16 protein-coding genes are annotated in these 16,053 nt (G+C 67.9%); 3 read left to right on the top strand and 13 right to left on the bottom strand.

The annotated features are described in order from the left end of the window. Nucleotides 1-6 precede the first annotated feature (6 nt). The 3 genes from ettA to rimO form a co-directional block, all read right to left on the bottom strand. On the bottom strand, nt 7-1,662 hold the full coding sequence (ettA, locus tag BLT64_RS19120) for an energy-dependent translational throttle protein EttA (protein WP_011748297.1): 1,656 nt from the start codon (nt 1,660-1,662) through the stop codon (nt 7-9). A 72-nt stretch (nt 1,663-1,734) separates the two neighbouring features. Next, the gene (locus BLT64_RS19115) at nt 1,735-2,592 is read right to left on the bottom strand and encodes a sulfotransferase family protein (RefSeq protein ID WP_011748298.1); all 858 of its coding nucleotides are present in this window, start codon (nt 2,590-2,592) and stop codon (nt 1,735-1,737) included. A 76-nt stretch (nt 2,593-2,668) separates the two neighbouring features. Beyond that, entirely contained in the window at nt 2,669-4,051 is a 1,383-nt protein-coding gene (gene rimO, locus BLT64_RS19110; RefSeq protein ID WP_041530228.1) for a 30S ribosomal protein S12 methylthiotransferase RimO, read from the bottom strand. A 106-nt stretch (nt 4,052-4,157) separates the two neighbouring features. Here rimO and BLT64_RS19105 point away from each other — a divergent pair, with 106 nt between their 5' ends. Both BLT64_RS19105 and BLT64_RS19100 read left to right on the top strand, forming a co-directional pair. Next, entirely contained in the window at nt 4,158-4,628 is a 471-nt protein-coding gene (locus BLT64_RS19105) for a hypothetical protein (protein ID WP_011748300.1), read from the top strand. A 62-nt stretch (nt 4,629-4,690) separates the two neighbouring features. Further along, nucleotides 4,691-5,002 (top strand): hypothetical protein, encoded by a 312-nt coding sequence (locus BLT64_RS19100; RefSeq protein WP_128492942.1) that lies wholly within the window; start codon nt 4,691-4,693, stop codon nt 5,000-5,002. A 4-nt stretch (nt 5,003-5,006) separates the two neighbouring features. Here BLT64_RS19100 and BLT64_RS19095 read toward each other — a convergent pair whose 3' ends face one another. From BLT64_RS19095 to BLT64_RS19075, 5 genes are all read right to left on the bottom strand, one after another. Next, on the bottom strand, nt 5,007-5,768 hold the full coding sequence (locus BLT64_RS19095) for an ABC transporter permease (RefSeq protein WP_011748302.1): 762 nt from the start codon (nt 5,766-5,768) through the stop codon (nt 5,007-5,009). Then, on the bottom strand, nt 5,765-6,694 hold the full coding sequence (locus tag BLT64_RS19090; RefSeq protein ID WP_011748303.1) for an ABC transporter ATP-binding protein: 930 nt from the start codon (nt 6,692-6,694) through the stop codon (nt 5,765-5,767). Before BLT64_RS19090 ends, BLT64_RS19095 begins: the two co-directional genes overlap by 4 nt. A gap of 117 nt (nt 6,695-6,811) precedes the next feature. Continuing rightward, entirely contained in the window at nt 6,812-7,594 is a 783-nt protein-coding gene (locus tag BLT64_RS19085; RefSeq protein ID WP_011748304.1) for a lysophospholipid acyltransferase family protein, read from the bottom strand. Next, on the bottom strand, nt 7,594-8,523 hold the full coding sequence (locus BLT64_RS19080; protein ID WP_011748305.1) for a cell division protein FtsX: 930 nt from the start codon (nt 8,521-8,523) through the stop codon (nt 7,594-7,596). The genes BLT64_RS19085 and BLT64_RS19080 overlap by 1 nt, the downstream gene beginning before the upstream one ends. Continuing rightward, on the bottom strand, nt 8,520-9,194 hold the full coding sequence (locus BLT64_RS19075) for a cell division ATP-binding protein FtsE (protein ID WP_011748306.1): 675 nt from the start codon (nt 9,192-9,194) through the stop codon (nt 8,520-8,522). The genes BLT64_RS19080 and BLT64_RS19075 overlap by 4 nt, the downstream gene beginning before the upstream one ends. Nucleotides 9,195-9,318: 124 nt before the next feature. On the opposite strand from BLT64_RS19075, the gene BLT64_RS19070 reads away from it, so the two are divergent. Further along, the gene (locus BLT64_RS19070) at nt 9,319-10,278 is read left to right on the top strand and encodes a zinc-ribbon domain-containing protein (protein ID WP_011748307.1); all 960 of its coding nucleotides are present in this window, start codon (nt 9,319-9,321) and stop codon (nt 10,276-10,278) included. A gap of 79 nt (nt 10,279-10,357) precedes the next feature. On the opposite strand, the gene BLT64_RS19065 is transcribed toward BLT64_RS19070, so the two are convergent. The 5 genes from BLT64_RS19065 to argH form a co-directional block, all read right to left on the bottom strand. After that, nucleotides 10,358-12,862, bottom strand: coding sequence for a DUF4175 domain-containing protein (locus BLT64_RS19065; RefSeq protein ID WP_011748308.1), 2,505 nt, complete (start codon nt 12,860-12,862; stop codon nt 10,358-10,360). A gap of 90 nt (nt 12,863-12,952) precedes the next feature. Beyond that, on the bottom strand, nt 12,953-14,218 hold the full coding sequence (lysA, locus tag BLT64_RS19060) for a diaminopimelate decarboxylase (protein ID WP_011748309.1): 1,266 nt from the start codon (nt 14,216-14,218) through the stop codon (nt 12,953-12,955). Then, on the bottom strand, nt 14,218-14,493 hold the full coding sequence (locus tag BLT64_RS19055; RefSeq protein WP_011748310.1) for a DUF2834 domain-containing protein: 276 nt from the start codon (nt 14,491-14,493) through the stop codon (nt 14,218-14,220). The genes lysA and BLT64_RS19055 overlap by 1 nt, the downstream gene beginning before the upstream one ends. Beyond that, nucleotides 14,474-14,641 carry a hypothetical protein gene (locus BLT64_RS26945; RefSeq protein ID WP_041529923.1) on the bottom strand — a complete coding sequence of 56 codons (168 nt, stop codon included), beginning with the start codon at nt 14,639-14,641 and terminating at the stop codon, nt 14,474-14,476. The genes BLT64_RS19055 and BLT64_RS26945 overlap by 20 nt, the downstream gene beginning before the upstream one ends. Beyond that, entirely contained in the window at nt 14,638-16,047 is a 1,410-nt protein-coding gene (gene argH, locus BLT64_RS19050) for an argininosuccinate lyase (RefSeq protein WP_011748311.1), read from the bottom strand. Before argH ends, BLT64_RS26945 begins: the two co-directional genes overlap by 4 nt. Nucleotides 16,048-16,053: the final 6 nt, after the last annotated feature.

Here is a 16,053-nt window from a genome sequence, read left to right as displayed (position 1 = left end):
ATCTTGTCAGCGCGTGAACTTCTTGTATTTCACCCGCTTCGGCTCGATGGAATCCGGGCCCAGGCGGCGGACCTTGTCGGCCTCGTAATCCTCGAAGTTGCCTTCGAACCACTCGACATGCGCATCGCCCTCGAAGGCGAGGATATGCGTGCAAAGTCGATCGAGGAAAAAGCGGTCGTGCGAGATGATGACCGCGCAGCCGGCGAAATCCTCCAGTGCCGCCTCCAGCGCCTGCAGGGTCTCGACATCCAGGTCGTTGGTCGGCTCGTCGAGCAGCAGCACGTTGCCGCCGGATTTCAACAGTTTGGCCATGTGCACGCGGTTACGCTCACCGCCTGAAAGCAGGCCGACCTTTTTCTGCTGGTCGCCACCCTTGAAGTTGAAGGCGGAAGCATAGGCGCGGCTGTTCATCGTCGCATCGCCCAGTTCGATCTGTTCGGCCCCGCCCGAGATTTCCTCCCAGACGGTCTTGTTCGGGTCCAGCGCGTCGCGGGACTGGTCGACATAGCTGAGCTTCACGGTGTCGCCATAGGTGATCTCGCCCGCGTCGGGCTGTTCCTGCCCGGTCAGCATCTTGAACAGCGTCGATTTGCCGGCGCCGTTCGGGCCGATCACGCCGACGATGCCGCCCGGCGGCAGGCTGAAGGACAGGTTCTCGATCAACAGCTTGTCGCCCATGGCTTTCTTCAGCCCGTCGACCTCGATCACCTTATTGCCCAGCCGCTCGCCATTCGGGATGATGATCTGGGCGTTCGACAGCTTTTCACGCTCGGACTGGCTGGCCAGTTCGTTATAGGCGTTGATCCGGGCCTTCTGCTTGGCCTGCCGCGCCTTGGCGCCGGCGCGGATCCATTCCAGCTCGCGTTCCAGCGTCTTTTGCTTGGCCTTGTCCTCGCGCGCTTCCTGCTCCAGCCGCTTGGCCTTCTGCTCCAGCCAGGCCGAGTAGTTGCCCTCGTAAGGGATGCCGCGGCCGCGGTCGAGTTCCAGGATCCAGCCGGTGATGTCGTCCAGGAAATAGCGGTCGTGGGTGACGATCAGGATGGTGCCGGGATATTCGATCAGGTGCTTTTGCAGCCAGGCGATGGTCTCGGCGTCCAGGTGGTTGGTCGGTTCGTCCAGAAGCAGCATGTCGGGCTGTTCCAGCAGCAGCTTGCACAGCGCCACCCGGCGGCGTTCCCCGCCCGAGAGGCTTTCCACGTCGGCATCGTCCGGCGGGCAGCGCAGCGCCTCCATCGCGATGTCGATCTGGCTGTCGAGATCCCAGAGGTTCTCGGCATCGATCTCGTCCTGAAGCTTCGCCATTTCTTCGGCGGTTTCGTCCGAATAGTTCATGGCGAGTTCGTTATAACGGTCCAGCTTGGCCTGCTTGGCCTTGACGCCCTCCATGACGTTGCCGCGCACGTTCAGCGCCGGGTCAAGCTGCGGCTCCTGCGGCAGGTAGCCGACGGTCGCGCCCTTGGCGGCCCAGGCCTCGCCGGTGAAATCCTTGTCGATGCCGGCCATGATGCGCAGAAGCGTCGATTTGCCGGCGCCGTTGACGCCGACGACGCCGATCTTGACGCCGGGCAGGAAGTTCAGGCGGATGTTCTCGAAGGTCTTCTTGCCGCCCGGATAGGTCTTGGACACCCCGTCCATGTGGTAAACGAACTGGTAGGAGGCCATGATCTTTCCCCGTCTCTGAAATCCGTATGAATCTGGCCGCTATGTAGTCGAGCAGGGGCGAAAGGGGAAGGCTCAGCGGAACTGCCGGGTGAATTCCGGGCCGAAGGCCTGTTCGAGAAAGCCGAACTGCGGCTCCAGCTTCTCGCGCAGCCGGGCGCGGGCCCTGTCGGGAACGACCAGCGTGTTGTCCGAGGCAAAGACCTTTTTCCCCAGGTCGCGATAGTCATGCTGCCGAAGGCCCAGGAAGTCCTCGACCCGGCGCAGGAAGCCCAGCGGATCGCGGGCGATCATGCCGAAAGGCAGGTAAAGCAGCCGGTCGGGACCGAAATGCGCGTTCCAGCGCGGCACATAACGCATGTAGTCGCCGCGATCCATCAGCACCGGATCCTCGATCTCGGCCAGCCAGTCCTCGACGGTCGCGGGCTTTCGCCGGGCGCGGCTCAGGTTCATCTTCAGCTGCGAGATGGCCCGGTCGACCGGGTGGCGAATGATATAGACGAACTTGGCTTGCGGCAGGAATTTCGCCATGAAATCCACGCCTTCCGGCGGCAGGGTCGAATATTCCGGGGTGACGTCGATGGTCCTTGTCCCCTGCGGCGCCGGGGCGAAGACCAGTTTGTACCAATGGTTGGTGAACATCGGCTCGCGGGTGATGCGGTCCAGATAGCGCACCATGTCGCGCGGCATCTCCTCGCCGCGGGCGGCCCAGCGTTTCTCGATGTTCTGGCGGCCACGGCGAAAATGCCAGGGCAGCCATTTGCGATGCTCCTCGATAAAGCGATGGTTGAAGAACTGCACCTCCTTGAATGGAGGCGCCCAGACGTCGGGATGCTGGCCCAGCATCTGCGACAGCCAGGTGGTGCCGGCCTTTTGTGCACCGATGCCCAGGAAATCGGGCTTGCGGGGCCTGCCTTCGGGATCCCAGTTCATCCATGCCGCCTTGTTGTGTCGCAACCCCTGATTAAGCCAGCGGCGCGACTGCCACAACCGGAACGATTGTCGCCGCCTATAGCCGGCCCCAAAGATCGTATTCGCCCGCCTCGTCCACGGTGACGCTGACGATATCGCCCGGGGCCAGATCCTCGAATCCCTCGTCGATGAACAGGTTGCCGTCGATCTCGGGCGCATCCGCCTTGGTGCGGCAGGTGGCGCCGTCACCATCCACGGCATCCACGATCACCTCGATGCGGTGGCCGACCTTGGCCGCCAGCTTCGCCTCGGAGATCGCCTGCGCCTTTTGCATGAACCGATCCCAGCGATCCTGCTTCACATCGTCGGGAACGTGATCCGGCAGGTCGTTCGCCCGCGCGCCCTTGACGTTTTCGTATTGGAAGCAGCCGACGCGATCCAACTGCGCCTCGTCCAGCCAGTCCAGCAGGGTCTGGAACTCGGCCTCGGTCTCGCCCGGATAGCCGACGATGAAGGTCGAGCGCAGCGTGATGTCGGGACAGACCGCGCGCCATGCGGCGATCTCGTCCAGCGTCCTCGCCGCCGCGGCGGGGCGGGCCATCCGCTTCAGCACGTCCGGGTGGGCGTGCTGGAAGGGGATGTCCAGATAGGGCAGCACCAGCCCCCCCGATTCCCCATGGGCGGCCATCAGCGGGATCAGGTCGCGCACATGCGGGTAGGGATAGACGTAATGCAGCCGCACCCAGGCACCAAGCTGCCCGAGGTCGCGCGCCAGGTCGGTGATATGCGCCCGGTGCCCGCGCTCGGTCGCGAACTTGCGGTCGAGCCCGTAGGCCGAGGTATCCTGCGAGATCACCAGCAATTCGCGCACCCCGGCTTCGACCAGCTTCTCGGCCTCGCGGATCACCGCATGGGCGGGACGGCTGACCAGCTTCCCGCGCATGTCCGGGATGATGCAGAACTTGCAGGCGTGGTTGCAGCCCTCGGAAATCTTCAGATAGCTGTAATGGCGCGGCGTCAGCTTGACGCCCGAGGCCGGCAGCAGGTCCACGAAAGGATCGGGACTGGGCGGCACCGCGTGGTGCACCGCATCCAGCACCTGTTCGTATTGCTGTGGTCCCGTCACGGCCAGCACCGACGGATGCGCGCCGGTGATGTATTCCGGCTCGGCGCCCAGGCAGCCGGTCACGATCACCTTGCCGTTTTCCGCCAGCGCCTCGCCGATGGCTTGCAGCGATTCCGCCTTGGCGCTGTCCAGGAAACCGCAGGTGTTCACGATCACCGCGCCGGCGCCCTTGTAGTCGGGGCTGATGGCATAGCCCTCGGCCCGCAGGCGCGTCAGGATGCGCTCGCTGTCCACCAGCGCCTTGGGACAGCCAAGGCTGACCATGCCGATGGTGGGCTGGCCCTCTCTCCGGCTGGTGTCGAAGATGGGCGCGGGGGCTAGATCGGGGCGCAACAGGGGCGGGTTCTGGCTCATGGCCGGCATATAATGCGGGGCGCGGCGCTTGTTAAGCGGCAAGCGCGGCTCGCCGGAACGTCATTTGGACTTGGGCGTTCGGCGAGGCATAGCAAGGGACATGAGCATGCGTTCTTTCCTGACCCACATTTCCATGGCACTTGCCCTGTCTCTGGGGCTGGGTGCCGGCATCGCCGCCATCCCCACCGCGGCCGAGGCGCAGCCGCGCGGCAAGCCCATCGTCATCATGAACAACCGCGGCGGCAATGTCGTCGACGCGATCCGCTACCGCAACAAGCTGGCCGCCAGCGGCCGCCCGGTCGAGGTGCGCGGCTATTGCCGCTCGGCCTGCACGATCTACATCACCCTGCCCAATGCCTGCCTGGGACCGAAGGCGACGGTCGGCTTTCACGCGCCGCGCATCCCTAGCACCAACATCATCCCGCCGATCGTGGACGAGTTGATGGCGCAATATTATCGGGGCGGCATCCTGCGCATGTGGAACACGCAATGGAAGCATTCGCTGAAAATGCACAAGATCTCGGCCCGGGACTATGTCCGGCTGGATCCGCAGACCCGGCTGTGCGGGAGGAAATAGCTGACAGGCCCACAGCATCGTGCCACACTTGCCGAAGCGGGGAGGAAATGGGGAGAGGACACATGGTTCGACAGCGGATTCTCATCTCTGCCATGGCCCTGTTCTGGGCGACTGCGGCCGGAGCGCAAGGCGCGGGGACCGATTCCGCGCCGTTGCCGAAGCAAGGCAGCGCCGCCAGCAGCGTCGTGCAAGTGGCGCCGGGGCCGCTGGATTGCGCGATCTGGGCCAACCGCGAACGGCTTGGCCCCACCTATCGGCAATTGGCGCAGGCGCAGGGACGCGAGACGGCGGAAACCTGGCTGAGCCAGCAAAGGACGGCCTTAAACCTCCATGCGGCCCGGATGGGCAAGGCAGCAACGCCCTGCCCGGCCTGAGCCGTCACTCCCGCAGCCGCCAGCCGGTCAGGAAGATCCAGCGGATCGCACCCATGCAGACCAGGATCATCAGCGCCACCGCCGCCAGCGACAGCCCGACCGGCACGTCGGCAAAGCCGAAAAAGCTCCAGCGAAAGCCCGAGATCAGGTAAAGCACCGGGTTGAGCTTGGCCACGCCCTCCCAGAAGGGCGGCAGCATCGAGGCCGAATAGAAGGCGCCGCCCAGGAACACCAGCGGCGTGATCACCATCATCGGCACGATCTGCAACTGCTCGAAATTCTTGGCCCAAAGGCCGATGATGAAGCCCAAAAGCGAAAAGGCGATGGCGGTCAGGAACAGAAAGGCCAGCATCCAGAACGGATGCGCGATATGGACCCCGGTGAACCAGAAGCTTGTCACCAGGATCACCAGCGCGATCATCACCGCCTTGGCGGCGGCGGCGCCGACAAAGCCCAGCGTGACCTCGATCCAGCCGGTGGGGGCGACGAGGATCTCATAGATCGTGCCGGCGAATTTCGGGAAATAGATGCCGAAGCTGGCATTGGCCACCGATTGCTGCAGCACGGTCAGCATCATCAGGCCCGGCACGATGAAGGCGCCGTAGGGCACGCCCTCGACCGCCTGGATGCGCCCGCCGATGGCGGCGCCGAAGACGACGAAGTAAAGCACCGTGGACAGCACCGGCGAGGCCAGCGACTGCCAGATCGTGCGGAAGAACCGCGCCATCTCGTGGCCGAAGACGGCGCGGGCGGAACGCCAGTTCATGCGGTTTCCTCCTCGACCAGCGACATGAAGATCTCTTCGAGGCTGCTCTGCTTGGTCGAGACGTCGCGCACGGCGATGCCGCGCTCGGCCAGTTCGGCCAGCAGATGGGCGATGCCGGTGCGCTCGGCCCGGGTGTCGTAGGCATAGCCCAGCTCCCGCCCGTCGGCGGACAGGACCAGCCCGCGCCCGGCCAGTTCGGCAGGCAGGGCCCGCAGCGGTTCGTAAAGCGAGACGGTCAGGTGCTTCTTGCCGAACTCGCCCAGCAGCTCGTCCTTGGACTTGACCAGCAAAAGCTCGCCCCGGTTGATGACGCCGATGCGGTCGGCCATGTCCTCGGCCTCCTCCAGGTAATGCGTGGTCAGGATGATGGTCACGCCTTCGGCGCGCAGTTCCCGGACCACCTGCCACATCTCGCGCCGCAGGGCCACATCCACCCCGGCGGTGGGCTCGTCGAGGAACAGCACCTTGGGCCGGTGCGACAGCGCCTTGGCGATCAACACCCGCCGCTTCATGCCGCCCGACAGCTCACGCGTCTTGGCCTCGCGCTTGTCCCACAGCGCAAGGCTGCTCAGCAGCCGCTCGATATAAGCGTCATCCGGCGGCTCGCCGTAAAGACCGCGGGTAAAGCGCACGCAGTCGATGACGCTCTCGAAGGGCTCCAGCGCGATCTCCTGCGGGACGAGACCGATGAGCTTGCGCGCCGCACGCCAGTCCTTGCGGATGTCGTGGCCGCCGACGCGGACCGTGCCGCCGGTCGGCACCACGAGGCCGCAGATGATCGAGATCAGCGTGGTCTTGCCCGCCCCGTTCGGGCCGAGCAATGCCAGGATCTCGCCCTCGTCGATCTGCAGCGAGACGTCGTTCAGCGCAACCGTGCCGCTGTCATAGCGCTTGGAAACATGGTCGATGTCGATGATCGGACGCATCCCGTCCCCCTGTTCTGGCCCGAAGGCCCGCGAATCCGCCGGGCAGGTTGGACCGCAACCGCGACCGGGCGCAATGCCGAAAACGCTTCGGCCCTGCCCCTGCCCTTGCGTCAGGCGTCAGGCCGCCGGCGCGGGCGTGGTTCCGGGCAGGCCGCCGGCCTCGGCCAGCAGGCGGTCGCTTGCGGCCTCGATCCGCGCCTCCAGAAGTTCCATCACCGCACCGGAACGCTGGCCGACGGTGATCGGCGGCAGGAACTCGATCACCGCCGTGCCGCCCTGGATCGGGATGCCGCGCTTGGGCCAGAACAGGCCGCAATTCACCGCCACCGGCTGGATCGGCAGGCCGGTGGCGCGCTGGATCGTGCCTGCGCCGTGCTTGTAGGGCAGTTTCTGCCCCGGCCGGGTGCGGGTGCCCTCGGGATAGATGATCAACTGGCCCAGCCCGCCGGGGCGGGTGCGGGCGGCCTCGACCCCGGCGATGATCTGCTTCATCGCCTCCTTGCCCCGGGCGCGGTCGATGGGGATGCAGCCGACCTTGCGCGCGAACCAGCCCATGATCGGCACCCGCAGCACCTCGCGCTTCATGACGAAGGCGCGGCGCGGACAGGCGTGGGCCAGCGCGAGAATGTCGAGAAAGCTTTGATGCTTCGAGGCGACGATGCAGTCGCCGGCGGGCGGCGTGCCGCGATATTCGATGCGCACGCCCAGGATGACCCGCGCCGCACCCAGCATCTGGCCCAGCCACAGGCTGGCCACGCGATGCGCGCGTTCGGGATGGACCAGCACCTGCGGCAGGCCCCAAAGCCCCAGCACCAGGGTCACCAGCGCCACGTAAAGGTAGTAAAGCACCGCACGCGGCCAGTCGAGAATCGAGGCCCGGCGCGGGTGATAGGCACTCATCAGCGCACCTCGCGCAGCATCTTCAGCGCCGCCCAGCGGGTAGCGACAAAGCCGATCGCGGCGGCCACGGGCGGGATCAGCAGCGGCCACAGCCAGCCCCAGCCCTGGAATCCCAGCCCGGTCAGGAAGCTTCCCGCCTGGTCCATCGAGGGCAGCGCCCAGATCGCCCCCATTCCCAGCGCCGTGCCCCCGGCCGCGCCCATGGCGGCACGGCGGGTAAAGCGGCGCACGAAGGCGGTGGCGATGGTGATGTCGCGGGCGCCGATCAGGCGCAGCACGCGGATCACCTGCCCGTTCGCCGCCAGCGCCGCCTTGGCCGCCAGCGTGATCATGGCACCAGAAGCCGCGCCGATCAGCAAAAGCGAGACCAGCCCCAGCACCCGCAGCCGGTTCGCGGCCGAAACCAGCGGCTGGCGCCAGCGGGTATGGTCGTCCAGCACCGCGCCCGGCGCCTCGCCCTGAAGCCGCAGGCGCAGCGCCGCGGCATCGAAACCGTCGGCGGCCTCGGTGATCTCGATCAGCCGCGGCACCGGCAGGGCCTCGACCGGGACATCCGGGCCGAACCAGGGCTCCAGCAGCCTTTCCACCTCGTCATCGGGCAGCAATCGGGCCTCGGCGATGCCGGGGGTCGTCTTCAGCGCCTCCATCACCGTGACGGTCTGCTCGTCGATCTGGTCATCGGGGGCCGAGATGCGCACGGTCACCGTCTGGGCCAGTTCGGTGGACCAGCGTTCGGCCAACCGGCCGGTGGCCAGCGCCAGGGCCAGGGCAAAGACGGCCAGAAAGGCCATGGCGGCGGCCGAGAATACCGTCAGTTGCGCGGTAAAGCCGGTCGGCGGCACCACGCGGTCCGTGCCCGCCGGGTCGGGCCGGGTCAGCCCCCGCCACAGCGCCGCCAGGTCCAGCGATTTCAGATCGGCTTTCTTCACAGGTCCGCTCCCGCCAGTTGCAGCCTCTTGCCCGCGATGCGCAGCACCCGCGCCTGCACCTGCTGCTTGGCGGCACGGATCAGGTTCAGGTCGTGGGTGGCGATCAGCACCGCCTTGCCAGAACGGTTCAGTTCGATCAGCAGCTGCAAAAGCCGCATCGACATGTCCCAATCCAGGTTGCCCGTCGGCTCATCGGCCAGGATCAGGTCGGGCGACATGATGACGGCACGGGCCAGGGCGGCACGCTGCCGCTCGCCCCCGGAAAGCTCGGGCGGCATGGCGCGGGCGTGGCCGGACAGCTGCACCCAGGCCAGAAGCTCGCCCAGGGCCGGCATGTCGATCTGCTCGCCCGAAACCAGCAACGGCAGCGCGATGTTTTCCGCCACCGGCAGGTGGTCAAGAAACTGCGTATCCTGATGCACCACCCCCACCCGGCGGCGCAACGCGGCGATGCCGTCGCGCGACAGCGTGCGCACGTCCTGGCCGAATGCCGTCATCTGCCCGGCGCTCGGCATCAGTTCGGCATAGCACAGCCGCAGGAAGGTGGTCTTGCCCGCGCCCGACGGGCCGGTCAGGAAATGAAAGGAACCCGGCTGTAGCGTCAGCGACATGTCGGCAAGCAACGGATCGTTGCCGCTGTAGCCGAAGGACAGGTTCTGCATCTCGATCACTGGTGGTCCCTTTCCGAGCGGGCTGCTTGGCGCGCGGTTCCTGGCTTGATAGAACAGTCGCGCGGCGAATGCGAGACGCCCGCATGATCGAAACCATCCCCGACCGGAGCCGAAAGACCAGCCCATGCGCCTGACCTGCCCCCGCTGCGCAGCCCAATACGAGATTGCGGAATCCGCCATTCCCGCCTCGGGGCGCGAGGTCGAATGCTCGGCCTGTGGCCATGTCTGGCGCCAGCCAAGGCCCGGAAAATCCGCCTTGCCGCCCGAAGCCGGCCCGCGCGACCCCCATGCCCCCGAGGCACGCCCGGTGCTGAACCGGCCGCTGGACGAATCGGTGCTGGCCATCCTGCGCGAAGAGGCCGCCCGGGAATTGCGCGCCCGCCAGACGGAAATGCGCCCGCCCACCGCCGATCACAATCCCGCGAAGCCGGTGGCCGAAGCGCCGCAGGACATGCCGGACGCAGCCCGGCCGGAACACGCCGCAGCGGAAAGCGGGACAGAGGCCGAGCCGCTGGTCGACTGGCCCGCCGTGACCGTGACCGAGGCCGGCCACGCCTCCTTGCCCGACAAGACTTCCGTTGAAAGACCCGTTGAGGCTCCTACTGAGACCCAGGCCGCTCCCCTGCCCGAAAGTCCGGGCGCAGCCGATCCGGCCCTTGACCCTGCACCGCAGGATCGGCCCCAGCCGGTAGCGGCCCCCGTCCTGCCCGATGCCGAGGAACTGGCCGCCACCCTGACCCGCTCGGTCACGCCGCAGCCCGATGCGGCAACCCAGGCCGAAGAACCGCCCTCGCCCGCCGCATCGCTGATCCGGCCCGCCGCGCCGGAAGCCGGATCCGGCCAACCCGCCGAAACCGGCAGCCTGCGCGAAGCACCCGTCCCCGCCATCGTGCCGGTGCGACGCGAAAGGACGGGCTATGCCACGGGTTTCGGCCTTGCCGCCATGCTGGCGCTGGGGGTGGTGGCACTCTATGCGCTGGCGCCGCAGATCCCGGCCGATGAAGGCGGCAACTGGCTTGCCGGATTGCGCCAGCACATCGATCATGGCCGGCTCTGGCTGCACGACCGCATCCTGGGCGAATAGCACGTTTCGGCCCTGCTGACGTGACGCGGCACCCCATGCAGGCCGGTTCGACGCCGGCCGCGGGCCTTCCTGCGACGGTTCAGAAATTCTCCAGCAGCCGGCCCAGATAGTCGCGCTCGTCGCGCGGCCGCTCGCGCTCGCCGGTGCGGCGGCGGATCTCGTCCTGCAATTCCCGGGCCTTGCGCGAGGGATCGCCCCCCTCGGCCAGCGGATCGCCCGAGGTGATCGAGCCGCCGTCGCCCGACAGCGCCCGGCCCAACGGATCGGTCTGCGGCCGGCGGTCGTAGGGTTGCGCCAGCCCGCGCTGGCCGCGCGGATCGCCCGAGGGGCCCTCGGGACCGTCCTGCTGCCCGCCCTGCTGCGGCTCGCCGTCCTGCCCCTGCTGCCGGTCCTGCGCCATCATGTCGCCAAGCGCGCGCATCCCCTCGCGCATGGATTGGATGGCCTGGGCCTGGCGCTCCATCGCGCCGGCGGCGTCACCCTCACGCAGGGACTGCTCGGCATCCTCCATGGCACGGCCGGCCTCGTCCAGCTGGCGACGCGCCTCCTCGCCCTGCGGCGTGCCGCGGCCGGGCAGCAACCCGCGCTGCCGGCCCAGATCCTCGCGCAACTCGCGCTGGCGGTCGGCGAGCTGCTGGTTGTCCTGGCTGCCCTGCCCTTCCTGGCCCTGCTGCCACTGGCCGTATTGGTCCTGCATCTGGCGCATGGCCTCGTCGGCCAGCTTCTGCTGGTCGCGAAGGGTCTCGGCCAGCCGGTTCATCGGACGCTGGCGGCCGCCCTCGCCCCCTTCGGATTGCGTCACCCGCAGGTTCTGCATCATGCGGTTGAACTGCTCCAGCAGTTCCTGGGCCTCGGCCATGCGGCCCTCGTTCATCAGGCGCTGGATCTCGTCCATCATCTGCTGGATCTGGTCGCCGGTGATCTGCTGGCGGTTCTGGGCCGAGCGGTCGAAACGCTGGGCCGGATCCTCGCCCTGCTGCTGGGCCAGCATGTCCAGATAATCGTCGGTGGCCTGCTTCAGCTCGTCCATCAGCCGCTGGATCTCGTCAGGGCTGGCGCCGTTGCGGATCGCCTCGGACAGCCGCTCCTGGGCCTGCTGCATCCGCTCCAGAGCATCGGCCAGGCCGCCATCCTCCAGCGCGACGGCCGCGTCCCACAGCAATTGCGCCAGCTTGTTGCGCGCCTCCTCGCTCAGATTGCCGGCTTCCAGCGTGCCGACGGCACCCCGCAGGCCGTGATAAAGCTCCTCCTCCATGAAGCCGTCGGGCTGCCAGCTCGCCGCGCGCAGAACCTGGGCGCTACGGGCAGCGTTTTCGCGCGACCACAACAGGTCGCGCCGCACCTCGATCAGCGCCGCCGCCAATGGATCGAAGAAGCGCCGCCCCGGCAGCACCATGCGCATGGGGGCCGAGACACCCTGCTGCTCGATCCCGTCCTCGACCTGCAGCGAGATGGTCACCGGCAGGTTGGCCCAGGGGTGGCGCGCCAGGTCGCCCACCAGCCGGCCGCGGACCTGCTTGCGGCTGCCGGTCGCGGGCAGCGGCAGGTCCAGCGCCACCGTCTCGCGCGGCTCGGGGTCGGGCGCCAGGCCAAAGCGGCGGTCCACCGCATCCAGGTCCAGCGTGATGACCGCCTGTCCCCCCGCAATGCCGTTGTCGTCGCTGGCGGTGAATTCCTGCACCAGCCGGCCGTCGGCTCGCCGCTCGGGCGCCTTGCCCGGTGCGACGACCGGCGCCGCATCGGGCAGCACGGTCACGTCGAAACGCCGCCCGGCGACCTCGACCACCCCGTCGCGCTCGGCCATGAACTCCGGCGCCGAAGGCTCGCCGCCCGGCAGCGCAGCACCGATGTCCTGCACGATCCCGGCGCCTTCGCCATAAAGCCGGAAGCTCAGCTTCGAGCCCTTGGGAAGTTCCAGCCCCTGCCCCTCTGGCAGGGCGTTCAGGTAAAGCGTCGGACGCCGGGTATAGGCGGGCGGCTCGGCCCAGCCCTCCCATGAGGGGCCGGCCTCGCCCCCCGGACGCACCTCGGGCATGGGCCGGAAGGTTGCGCCCAAGGCGGCGATGCCCTGCCCCAGCTGCCCCGTGGGCGCAAAGATCAGCGCCATGACCAGCGCCACCATGCCGACCAGCCGCAGCGCGACCGGATCGCGCCAGCGCAGCCGCGCATCGGGGGCGACCGGCCGCGCGGCCGAGGCCACCGCCTGCATCCGCGCCAGATGCGCCCGCCACAGCACGGCCGCACCGCCGTCCCCGGCACCCACGGCCACCTGATCGCGCAGCGCCGAAAGCGGCCGCCCCGGCAGGGTCAGATCGACCCGCGACCGCGCCGCCTCGGCCGAAGGCCGCCGGAATCGCCGCAATCCCCAGGCCAAGGCCGACAGCACGGCCAGCACCGCCGCCGCCATGCTCCAGAACAGCACGCGCGAGGACAGCAGATCGGTCACGCCGAAGGCCAGCGCCGCCAGCACCAGTGCCAGCAGCACGCCCAGCGGCCAGAAGGCCGCGGCCAGCGCCTCCCACCACATGCCGGCGCGGGTCAGCCAGACCGCCCGGCGAATCCGGCGTGGCTCATCCCGATCCACGATCACGCCCCTTCATTTTCCGTTTGGGAAATACCCCACGGGGGCCCGGGGGTGTGAAACCCCCGGTCGCAACGGCGCGGGAATGAGCGTTCAGAGCCATTCCGGAATGGTATCGCGTCCCAGCATTTCCTCAAGCGTCGGCCGCGCCCGAATGACGGCGAATTGATCGGCGCTGACCAGAACCTCGGGCACCAACGGCCGGGAATTGTATTCCGAGGCCATCACCGCGCCATAGGCCCCGGCCGAGCGCAACGCCACCAGATCGCCGGGGCCCAATGCCGGCAGCTCGACCGCCTTCTGGAAGGTGTCGCCGGTCTCGCAGACCGGGCCGACCACGTCATGCGGCGCGACCTCGGCCCCCGGCGCCGCCTCGCGCACCGGGACGATGTCGTGATGCGCGGAATACATCGCCGGCCGGATCAGATCGTTCATCGCCGCGTCGAGGATCAGGAAATCCCGCCCCTCGCCCTGTTTCAGATAGATCACCGAGGAAAGCAGGATCCCGGCATTGCCGGCGATGTTGCGCCCCGGCTCGATCTCGATCTCGCAGCCCAGGTCGCCCACGGCATCGCGGATCACCTGGCCGTATTCGATGGGCAAGGGCGGCGCATTGTTGTCGCGCCGATAGGGAATGCCCAGGCCGCCGCCCATGTCGAGCCGGGTGATCCGGTGCCCGTCGGCGCGCAGCGCGCGGGTCAGTTCGGCCATCTTGGCATAGGCTTGGCGATAGGGCTCCAGGTCGGTCAGCTGGCTGCCGATATGCATGTCGATGCCGACCACCTTGATCCCGGGCAGGCGCGCGGCATGGGCATAGACCTCGCGCGCCCGCGCGATGGGGATGCCGAACTTGTTCTCGGACTTGCCCGTGGCGATCTTCTCATGCGTCCTGGCGTCCACGTCCGGGTTCACCCGCACGGCGATCGGCGCCTCGACCCCCATGGACGAGGCGACGCGCGACAGCAGCTCCAGCTCGGGCTCGGATTCGACGTTGAACTGGCGGATGCCGCCTTCCAGCGCCATGCGCATCTCGGGTTCGAGCTTGCCGACGCCCGAGAAAACGATCCGCTCGCCCGGCACGCCCGCCGCCCTGGCGCGCGCATATTCCCCGCCCGAGACGATATCCATGCCCGCGCCCAGGTCGCCCAGAAGCTTCAGCACCGCGATGTTCGAATTCGCCTTGACCGCAAAGCAGACCAGGTGATCGGTCCACGCCAGCGCCTGCTGGAACAGCTTGAAATGCCGGGTCAGCGTGGCGGCGGAATAGACATAGACCGGGGTGCCGACCTCGGCCGCGATGCGGGCCAGCGGCACCTCCTCGGCATGCAGCCAGCCATCGACATAGTTGAAGTGATCCATCAGGTGATCCTGCGAGAGCGGATGAACAGATATAGCGGCAGCGCAAAGCCGATCCCCAGCGCCAGCCCCGGCAGCGTCAGCAGTGCCGCCCAGTTGCGGCGCAGCATGGTCTCGATCAGGCACCATAGCGCCAGCGTGGCCTGCGCCACCAGTTCGGACCCGCCGGCGCCTTGCCAAAGCGCCTCGCCCCGCCACAGCGCCACGACAAGGCCGACCAGGGCAAGCCCGGCCCAGGCCAGCCGCAGCGACGTCAGCTCAGAGCTGCGTGATGACACCGAAATGCGCCTCTCCGCTGATATGCACGCCGGGTTCGCGCACGGTCTCGCGGGCGGGCTCGGGACGGGTCGGGGCGCCATCGACGCCACAGGCGGCCAGGGTCGCCAGGATCAGCGCGAAAGCGGCCAAAAGCAGATGCTGCGTCATGCGGATTTCTCCTCCAGTTTCTCTTTCCAGCGGGCGATCTGGGCGCGGACCTGCGCCGGAGCGGTGCCGCCATAGCTCATGCGCGAGGCGACCGAGTTATGCACGCCCAGCACGCCATAGACATCCGCGGTGATCGCCGGGTTGACCGATTGCATCTGTTCCAGCGTCAGGTCCGGCAGGTCGATGCCCGCCTGCTCGGCCATGGCGACCAGCGCGCCGGTCGCATGATGGGCGTCGCGGAAGGGCAGCCCGGCCTCGCGCACCAGCCAGTCAGCCAGGTCGGTCGCGGTCGAGAAGCCCGAGCCCGCCGCCGCCTCCAGCCGCTCGCGATTCGCGGTCAGGTCGGTGAGCATCCCCGTCATCGCGGCAAGCGCCAGCATCAGGTTGTCGCTCGCGTCGAAGACCTGCTCCTTGTCCTCCTGCATGTCCTTGGAATAGGCCAAGGGCAGGCCCTTCATCACCACGAACAGCGCCACCGCCGCGCCCAGGATGCGGCCGATCTTGGCGCGGATCAGCTCGGCGGCGTCGGGGTTCTTCTTCTGCGGCATGATCGACGAGCCGGTCGAGAATCGGTCCGACATGGTCACGAACCGGAACTGGGCCGAGGACCAGATCACCAGTTCCTCGGCCAGCCGCGACAGGTGGACGGCGCAGATCGCGGCGCTCGACAGGTATTCCAGCGCGAAATCCCGGTCGCTGACCGCGTCGAGGCTGTTCGCCATCGGCCGCTCGAAGCCCAGCGCCCGGGCCGTCGCCTCGCGGTCGATGGGAAAGCCGGTGCCGGCCAGGGCGGCGGCGCCCAGGGGCGATTCGTTCATGCGCTTGCGCGCGTCCCGGAAACGCGACAGGTCGCGGCCGAACATCTCGACATAGGCCATCATGTGATGGCCCCAGGTCACCGGCTGCGCGGTTTGCAGATGTGTAAAGCCCGGCATGACCCAATCCGCGCCCTTCTCGGCCTGCGACAAGGCGGCGCGGATCAGGGCGTCCAGCCCGGCGATGGCGGCGTCGCACTGGTCGCGCACCCAAAGCCGGAAATCGGTCGCCACCTGGTCGTTGCGCGAGCGCGCCGTATGCAGGCGCCCCGCCGGCTCGCCGATGATCTCCTTCAGCCGCGATTCCACATTCATGTGGATGTCTTCCAGCGCAGTCGAAAAGGGAAAGTCGCCCTTCTCGATCTCTGACAAGACCGTGAGCAGCCCTTCCCCGATCGCCTCGGCATCGCTAGTGCTGATGATGCCTTGTGCGGCGAGCATCGCGGCATGGGCGCGGCTGCCCCGGATGTCCTGGGCATAGAGCCGCTGGTCGAAGCCGATCGAGGCGTTGATCGCCTCCATGATCGCGTCCGGGCCTGCGGCGAAACGTCCGCCCCACATCTGGTTGGCGGTGGTGGGCTGCTCGGTCATGACTTG

Source organism: Paracoccus denitrificans, assembly GCF_900100045.1.
Lineage (GTDB): Bacteria > Pseudomonadota > Alphaproteobacteria > Rhodobacterales > Rhodobacteraceae > Paracoccus > Paracoccus denitrificans.
This window is presented reverse-complemented; position numbering and strand designations above follow the sequence as displayed.